The organism is Thermostichus sp. MS-CIW-25, from assembly GCF_054060015.1.
Genome location: NZ_JBSSCS010000065.1, coordinates 1 through 7804 on the forward strand (window position 1 = coordinate 1; position 7804 = coordinate 7804).

Annotated in this window: 8 protein-coding genes; 3 read left to right on the forward strand and 5 right to left on the reverse strand. The window is 59.9% G+C overall.

The genetic code is table 11. The features are described from left to right. Positions 1-110: 110 nt before the first annotated feature. Positions 111-455: a DUF4168 domain-containing protein gene (locus tag ACVWZ1_RS13905; RefSeq protein ID WP_414418490.1), complete on the reverse strand. Its 345-nt coding sequence runs from the start codon at positions 453-455 to the stop codon at positions 111-113. Between the two features lie 388 nt (positions 456-843). Between ACVWZ1_RS13905 and bchI the strand changes: the two genes are divergently transcribed. Further along, the gene (bchI, locus tag ACVWZ1_RS13910; RefSeq protein WP_414374395.1) at positions 844-1902 is read left to right on the forward strand and encodes a magnesium chelatase ATPase subunit I; all 1059 of its coding nucleotides are present in this window, start codon (positions 844-846) and stop codon (positions 1900-1902) included. 73 nt (positions 1903-1975) lie between these two features. Here bchI and ACVWZ1_RS13915 read toward each other — a convergent pair whose 3' ends face one another. The 3 genes from ACVWZ1_RS13915 to ACVWZ1_RS13925 all read right to left on the reverse strand — a co-directional run bounded on the left by ACVWZ1_RS13915 (position 1976) and on the right by ACVWZ1_RS13925 (position 4782). Then, on the reverse strand, positions 1976-2644 hold the full coding sequence (locus ACVWZ1_RS13915; RefSeq protein WP_457467399.1) for a cofactor assembly of complex C subunit B: 669 nt from the start codon (positions 2642-2644) through the stop codon (positions 1976-1978). Between the two features lie 105 nt (positions 2645-2749). Beyond that, the gene (locus ACVWZ1_RS13920) at positions 2750-3238 is read right to left on the reverse strand and encodes a thermonuclease family protein (RefSeq protein WP_457467398.1); all 489 of its coding nucleotides are present in this window, start codon (positions 3236-3238) and stop codon (positions 2750-2752) included. Positions 3239-3627: 389 nt separating this feature from the next. Next, positions 3628-4782, reverse strand: coding sequence for a homocysteine biosynthesis protein (locus ACVWZ1_RS13925; RefSeq protein WP_414374343.1), 1155 nt, complete (start codon positions 4780-4782; stop codon positions 3628-3630). A gap of 158 nt (positions 4783-4940) precedes the next feature. On the opposite strand from ACVWZ1_RS13925, the gene ACVWZ1_RS13930 reads away from it, so the two are divergent. Both ACVWZ1_RS13930 and ACVWZ1_RS13935 read left to right on the forward strand, forming a co-directional pair. Then, positions 4941-5870: an ABC transporter permease gene (locus tag ACVWZ1_RS13930; protein ID WP_414422420.1), complete on the forward strand. Its 930-nt coding sequence runs from the start codon at positions 4941-4943 to the stop codon at positions 5868-5870. A gap of 11 nt (positions 5871-5881) precedes the next feature. After that, on the forward strand, positions 5882-6712 hold the full coding sequence (locus ACVWZ1_RS13935; protein ID WP_457503718.1) for an ABC transporter permease: 831 nt from the start codon (positions 5882-5884) through the stop codon (positions 6710-6712). Here the strand turns inward: ACVWZ1_RS13935 and cpdA are convergent. Beyond that, positions 6709-7503 carry a 3',5'-cyclic-AMP phosphodiesterase gene (gene cpdA / locus ACVWZ1_RS13940; protein WP_457503720.1) on the reverse strand — a complete coding sequence of 265 codons (795 nt, stop codon included), beginning with the start codon at positions 7501-7503 and terminating at the stop codon, positions 6709-6711. The two genes, ACVWZ1_RS13935 and cpdA, sit on opposite strands and share 4 nt — an antisense overlap. Positions 7504-7804 lie beyond the last annotated feature (301 nt).

Here is a 7804-nt window from a genome sequence, read left to right on the forward strand (position 1 = left end):
CGCCTGAAATTCCGAAACTTAGCTGTCCTCTGGGGCCGCTAGGGATTGGGATAAAGCTCGCACCCTGCGCATAGCGCGGGTGTCGGGTAGTTTACTTTTACCAGTCACTTTTATCGGACTGGCGGTCGGGGATCCTCGCTTTGCAGGCGGAGAATTTCGGCCTCAATGCGCTGTTGCAAAGCTTTGCCCTCTTCGGAGCGGATCAAGAGTGTAATGCGGTTGTAGTCGGGCACAGTCATACCGTGGCGAGTGATGATCTCGGTCGCGGTGCGGATGAATTCTCGCCGGATTTGATCTTTGCTGGCTGGGTCGTTTGTGGCTTGGGAGCGCTTTTGGGCCTCTTGCCGGTGGGGCTCCATCTCCAAGACGATACGGGCGTACATTGTTACCTGCTCATCGCTCAACACCACAGAGGTGGTGGGGGTTTGAGCCACGGCCAGAGAGACAGTGAGCACAGGGATCCAAGTGCAAACCCAGATCAAACCCACCAGCCCTTTTTGGGCCACGCTTTGGATTGGAAATGCCGTCCACCGTCTCCGACTTGCTTTGCCTGACACTGCTGATGTCTCCCCACCCGCCAACTGTTGCTCAGGTTGCCTAGGGTTTTTGTGAGCTTTCGGCCCCACGCCGGTTCAACACTCTGATGAACCCCGCGGGCTTCGATCCTATCTGCTCCTCTCTGTGAAAGCCCAGGGCGTCGTCCACGCTGACAACTGAGCTTGCTTTTCCATTTGACCGAAAACTGGTCTTTAGGTTCCAGTTCCAGTCCCTTTCCAGCCTATCTGACACCCAGAAGGGAGTGGCCTCTGGGATAATGGGGATGAATTGTTGGTTATTGCCCCTATGCATTTGGAACGTCGCCCGGTTTTCCCGTTTACGGCCATCGTTGGCCAAGAGGAGATGAAATTGGCCTTGCTCCTCAACGTGATCGACCCGCGCATTGGCGGAGTGCTGATCATGGGGGATCGCGGCACGGGCAAATCCACCACCATCCGCGCTTTGGCCGACCTGCTGCCCCAGATCGAGGTGGTGAAAGGGGATCCCTTCAACAGCCACCCACGGCAGCGGGACTTGATGAGCGATCAAGTGTGGGAACGGCTCCAAGCAGGGGAAACGCTGGAAAGCACTTGGATCCAGGTGCCGATGGTGGATCTGCCCTTGGGGGCAACGGAAGACCGGGTGTGTGGCACTCTCGACATTGAGCGGGCCTTAGCTCAGGGGGTGAAGGCTTTTGAGCCGGGGCTGTTGGCCAAGGCCAATCGAGGCATCCTTTACGTGGATGAAGTCAACTTGCTGGATGACCACTTGGTGGATGTGTTGCTGGACGCGGCGGCCTCAGGCTGGAACACCGTGGAACGGGAAGGCATTTCCATTCGTCATCCGGCTCGGTTTGTGCTGGTGGGATCCGGCAACCCGGAGGAGGGGGAATTGCGGCCTCAACTGCTGGATCGCTTTGGCATGTTTGTCCAGATCGAAACGGTGCGAGATGCCGCCCTGCGGGTGCGGATCGTGGAGGAGCGCAGCCAGTTCGACGCCGATCCCCAGGCTTTTTTGGCCAAGTATGCCGATTCCCAGCAGCGCCTGCGGGAACGCATCGAAAAAGCCCAACATCTTTTGCCCACCGTGGCAGTGGATCCCGATTTGCGCTTGAAGATCTCCGGAGTATGTGCGGCTTTGGAGGTGGATGGGCTGCGCGGAGACATTGTCACCAACCGGGCTGCCAAGGCCCTGGCGGCTTTGGAAGGGCGGAGCGAGGTCACCGTCGCCGATATCCGTCGGGTGATCAGCCTGTGTTTGCGCCACCGCCTGCGCAAGGATCCCTTGGAAACCATCGACTCCGGCTACAAGGTGGAAAAAGCCTTCAGCGAAGTGTTCCAGGTGAGCTTGGAGAGCGCCGCCTAGCCCAAGCACTCCGCGCTGCTAGCCCTCACCCCCGGCCCCTCTCCCGGCGAAGGGAAGTTGGGAGCGGCGAACCTCAGCCAAATAGGGCCGCTAACTTGTCGGCAATGGCGGCAATCCAGGCTTGCTCCTGCCGGCTGAAGCTGCGTGGGGTATCGCTCCCCAAAATCAAGCACCCTTTCTGGCCGATGGGCTGGCACAGCACGGCTTGGGATCCGGGGGGCAACAGATCATTGAACTCGGCGCGGGCCGGGAACAGCTTGAGATCCACCAAATACACGGGCCGCCCCGTTTGCAAAACCCGCTGCAAAACGCTCTTGGGCTGAATGGAGGGCATCTGGCCGGGGTTGGCCAGGATCCCCCGTTGTAGGAGGGTTCGCCCACCCACCCAGATCACCACAGTGCGGGCGGCAGTGGTGCTGAGCAGGGTATGGGAGGCCCAAGCCAGCTCCAGTTTCTCACTTTCGGAAAGATCGGGATGCCAATCGCAGCCGGGGATCCCTTGCAGGGGGGCCGTTTGGGGCGGAAGAGGCTGGATCTGCTGCCACAGCAGGCCGGTCAAGATCAAAACAGCGCTGAGGAGGATCCCCAAGGCATCTGAACGGGACTGGCTGGTGAGCAATTCCGGCGTAAAGGCCAGTCGATTGATGACCAAGAGGGCGCTGCCCAAAAGGCCGGTCACCAGAGGCAGCCGCCTCACCCAGCGATTGGGATCCCTGGGGGCTGGAGTGGGTTCAACCGTCAAGGCAGGCTAGGCATAACCTAGAGGAAGTAACGGGAGAGAAGGGAGAAGCTCTTTCCTCTCTGCTCCCTTGAAGATTAAAGAACTGAAGTTCAGTATAAAGCCAACTCAGAGACGGCTCCAAATGCCAAGGCGCTCCTGCTGGGCTTTTTCTTGTAGGCCACCATAGTAGCTGTCGTACTTGATGTTGTGGCTGTAGGGGACGATACGGGCCAGGCCATTGCGCACCAACATGGCGTTCATTTGATGACCTTCTAGCCAGACATAAGCCTCCACCAAGCCCGTGGCATCTACGTTGCGCAGCAGCTTATCCCCTTCCAGCTTGACGGTGCGGTAGAGGATGCGCTCTCGCATCAGTTCAATAGCTTGCTGGTAAAAGGGGTTTTCTCCCGGTCTGAGGCCTTCGATCCCGGCCAACCGGATCAGGCGCATCTTCTGTTCCCCTTCGATTTGCACCACCAAGGTGTCGCCGCTCACCACCCGCACCACAACCGCATCGGGGTAGCGATCGAAGCGGTGGTTGTCGAAGTAGAACGGGGTATCGGGAACGACCCGAGGCTCTCCAAACCCGTGGCCGGGAAGGACGGGTATGGTCATAAGCAATCCCAATGCAGCAGAGCCGAGAGCAATACGCTGGAACATGACCTTATCTCCCACTTTAGACACGGCCCCCTCTCTTTTTCCCGCCGGGGAGTTTCCGGTGGCAACACTTAAAGCGTAATGGTAGCGGCAACTGTCTAGAAAACAACCCCGCCGCAGGTTTGGAAGGGATCCCAGCCGGCAGTAATTCTGCAGATCTGCTGGGGGTTGGGTTGCCCAAGGTTCCCAGGCGACTGCGCCATTTCTGCTGACTTTTCTCCAGTTCCTCCAGCTCTTCCCGCAATTGCCGGGCGGATTTGTCGCTGATGTTTCTCAGCCTTGAATGGGGATTGGGCTGGTCTCTTTCTCTGGAGAGGCTGTTTGGCAGGTGGGAATTCAGGATCCGTCTAGCCGAGGGGATTTTGGGAGAGAAACTCCCGATCCAGGGGCAGGGGAGCGACGGGTTGGGTAAGGGTGAATTGGCCGCTTTCTATCCATTGCTTGAGGATTTCGGCAATTTGCATGGAGCGGCGCAGGCTGGCCAGAGGGGCAGTGCGAACCTTGCGGCCATTGAGGGTGATCTGGCCGGATTTGAGCTGGGCATAGCTCACCAAGCCAAAGGTGGGCCGCACCCGGCGGGGAATGGAAAAGTCGATCACCGGTGCCACCAGTTCTTCATCCCGGATGGCGATGGCCTCCAAATCCGCAGGAGCGAGGATGGGAATGGGGATCCCGACCCCCAACATCAAGCTGGGACCGTAGTTGCGGAAGTAGCAGCCCCTCACCCATTCCGCCTGCATTTGCTTGGCATCTCCAATCAGGGCCAGGGTGGCCGCCGGGCCGATGGGAGTTTGGTTGGGCAATCGCTTTTGCAATGGAAAGTGCTGGGTACCCTCCCAGGCGACGTAGCCAATGCCGCCCCCCAAAAAGATGCGGCTGCCGATCCCTACCCGGCGCAAAAGGGGATCGTTCAACAAGGGGGACAGCTCTCCCGGGTTGGAATAGACGGCATTGCCCAGGTGCGGTTCCAACAGGCCCAAGTAGGTGTACAAAGGCCGATCCCCACCGTTCACGCCGACGATGAAGTTTTGGTAGGCATTGCGGGGATTGAACAGGTAAAACTGGTTGAGCTGATCCCGGGTCAGGGTGGTCTCGTAGTCGGCGCGGGGGTAGCAATCGGTCACTTGGCCGATGGCCCGCAAATGGACGCGCTTGCCCGCCACCAGGTCGGCAATGACGTGGCCGCCCCCATAGGCTTGATCCGCTTGCTCGCTGGGTTGGGCTGCCCCTAGGTAGAGATCCACCGCGCCAAATCCGGCATAGGCCGGTACCCCGTTCAGCCACGCTTGGCGAATCTTGATGGGCGGATCCGTATGGCCCAGGTTCACAATGGCTCCGGAAGACTCCATCGGCTCAAAGGTGCCGGTGGTGATCACATCCACCTGCTCGAAGGCTTCCTGGATCCCCAAGGTGGCCAGCTTGGCTTTGGCTTCCAGGGCCGTCCACACCCGCGCCTGGCCTTTGGCAATGCGTTGGTTAATCTGGTCTAGGGTTCTCTCCATGGGATGTGAAGATCGCAATGGTTGGTCGCGTTGGCGGTGTGGAGGAATAAGAGGCGTGAGCATACTTCCTTCTCACTACCCACTGCTCTTTCCTCTCTTAAGGAGGGATCCGCTCCCATCTTGAATTCTCTCGTGAGGCAGCTCTTGGGACTGGCTCAATGAATAGCTTAAATGGACGGGGATCTGGGCCGGTGGGGCTTAAGGGGATCCGGCAGTATGGGCCGCTTTTGCCGGCGTTGGGGTTGGTGGGCCTGCTCTACGGCGGGGGGCTGCTGCTGGCTCTGGCCCAGAGTGTGGGCCTCTACGGCCTGGGCGAGAGGGGGTTTACCCTGCAGGGGTATGGGGAGCTGCTGCGGGATGCGGAAGTCGGGGGATCCCTGTTGCTCAGCCTCAGAATCGCTCTGTTGGCAACGGGGTTGGCGCTGCTTTTGGGGCTGGGGCTGGCGCTGCTGTTGCGGGGGGTGGGGGGGTGGGCCATCTGGCTTGGCCAGTTGACGCTGCCGATTCCTCATTTGGTGGGGGTGGCGGGGATGCTGCTGCTGCTGGGGCCCAGCGGTTGGCTGGCGCGGCTGGCCTTCCAACTGGGCTGGATTGCCTCGGATCAGGATTTTCCCTTGTGGGTGAACGACCGCGGCTATGTGGGGGTGTTGCTCTATTGGCTTTGGAAGGAGATCCCGTTTGCCGCTCTGGTGGCGCTGACGCTGCTGCGCGGGATGGGATCCGAGCTGGAGCAACAGGCTCGGCTGCTGGGGGCTTCTGCCGCCCAGACGTTTTGGTATGTAACGCTGCCCTTGCTGAGGCCGGGGCTGCTGGCCACCGGGATTCTCATCTTCGGCTTTGTCTTCAGCGCCTTTGAGGTTCCCTTGCTCTTAGGGCCCACCTACCCGCGCACCTTGCCCGTTCTGATCTATCAGCGCTTCACCCACATCAACCTGGAGCAGCGGCAGCAGGCGGTGGCGCTGGGGGTGATCCTGTTGGTCATCTCGGCAGCGGTGGTCAGTTGGATGGCAGGGCTGTTTGCGGCCAGGGGATCCCTTTGGCAACCGCCGGTCGCCTCAGCAGGACGGAGTCCTTGGAGAAGGCCGTGAAAGGACGCCACATGCACAGATGGATTGGGGGATCCCTGCTCCGCCTTGGGGTGGCCGGAGTGGCCCTCCTTTGGGCTTTGCCCTTTGGGGTGCTGGCTCTTTGGGCCTTCACGCGGGCCTGGTATTTTCCCGATGCCCTGCCGCAGGCATGGAGCTTAGTCGGTTGGCAGCAACTGCTGTTCGCTCCAGCGGGAGGGGGATCCCAGTTCCGGGCAGCCTTCGGCCAGAGCTTGCAAATTGCCCTGTTTACCACCCTGCTGGCCCTGGGGGTGGGGATCCCGGCGGGACGAGTTTTGGGCACCCATCCTGTGCCCGCCTGGCTGCGCCTGCTGTTGCTGTTGCCCGTCATCACCTCTCCTCTGGCTGTGCTGATGGGGATCCAAGGGGTGCTGATTCGCCTGCGGCTAGACGGTGCCCTGCTGGGGGTGGTGCTGGTGCATCTGATCCCGACCATTCCCTACATGGCTCTGGTGATGGGCAGTGTGTTCGCCCGTTTCGACCGCGGCTACGAGGCGCAGGCCCGCTGTTTGGGGGCGGATCCCTGGCAGGTGTGGTGGCAGGTAACGTTGCCCCTCATTGCCCCTGGGGCAGCCATTGGGGCGGTATTTGCCTTTTTGATCTCCTGGAACGAATTTTTGCTCACCTTCTTCGTCGGCGGTGGGCGGGTTCTCACGCTGCCGATGCTGCTCTACAGCCTTTTGCAGGGGGGAAACAACACCTTGGTGGCCGTGGTGGCCCTCCTGTCAGTGGTGCCGGGGTGGTTGGCCTTGCTGGGGGCCAGCGTTTGCTTGGGGCAGGCCATCGGGCTACCCCCCGCAGAGGCTCAAGAGGAAGAGAGCTAATATCCCTTCAGGGCCAGGTTGGGACGTTGCAGAGCGGCCCCCACCCGTTGAACCTGGGTCTTGAAGCTGCCATCTCGCTCCAGCCATATCTGCCTCAGGGCAGGGGGAATCACCTCCAGGCCAAACTGAGGGCTCTTGGGACGAAATTGCACACAGGTTGAGGGACAAGCCAGGTAATCAACCCCCTCCCGCTGGTGGCGCAGGTCTTGGTGAATGTGGCCGAATACAACAAGGCGAATGTGGTCGAACTCGTCCAGAACCCCGAACAACCGCTCCGGCTGCTGCAGGGCGCTTTGATCCAGCCAGGCAGAATCCACCGAAAAAGGGGGATGGTGCAAGGCCAACAAAACATGGTGTTGGGCGGCTTTGCTCCGCTGCAATTCTTGTTTCAGCCACAGCAGCGTGCGCTCCGTCAGGTAACCGCTATCTTTGCCGGGCACGAGGGAGTTCAACAAAATAAAGCTCCAATTTTCCCGGCTGAAGCTCTTGTCCCCAAATAGCCGCTCGGCATGAAGCTCTTGGTTCATGGTGTGCAGGCGATCGTGGTTGCCTGCCAACCAGTAAGTATCGATGGGGAGAGCCTGCAAATGGGCTCTCAAACGGGCGTAAGATGCCGCACTGCCATCTTGAGAGAGATCTCCGGTAAGCAGCAGCAGATCGGGCAAGGGATCCAGAGCGGCAATGGCCTTTTGCACCTGCAGGAAAGAGGCTTCCGTGTCCACCCCCAGCAGCCGGTGATGGGGCCTGGCAAACAGATGCAGGTCGCTGATCTGAACCACATACACGGTCATAGAGCAAGCCCAAGAGGGGTGGGATCCCATCTCCGCAGGTTCAAAACACTACCGTTCTAGCACCAGATGGCCCGGCTGGAACCAGTAGGTATGGTCATTTCAATGCAACCTAGGAACTGCACCCACACCTAAAATGTTGAATGCAGGGAACCACAAGGCTTTCCCCTGTAGGCCAGGCGTCTCACCCCAACCTAAATGACCACAACTCAGCTAGAAATCGCAGGAGCCCCGCACTGTACCCGTAGGGTCAGTGTCGGGAGGAATGCGGAAGTTATGATAGAACCATGACCCAAGTCCTGAC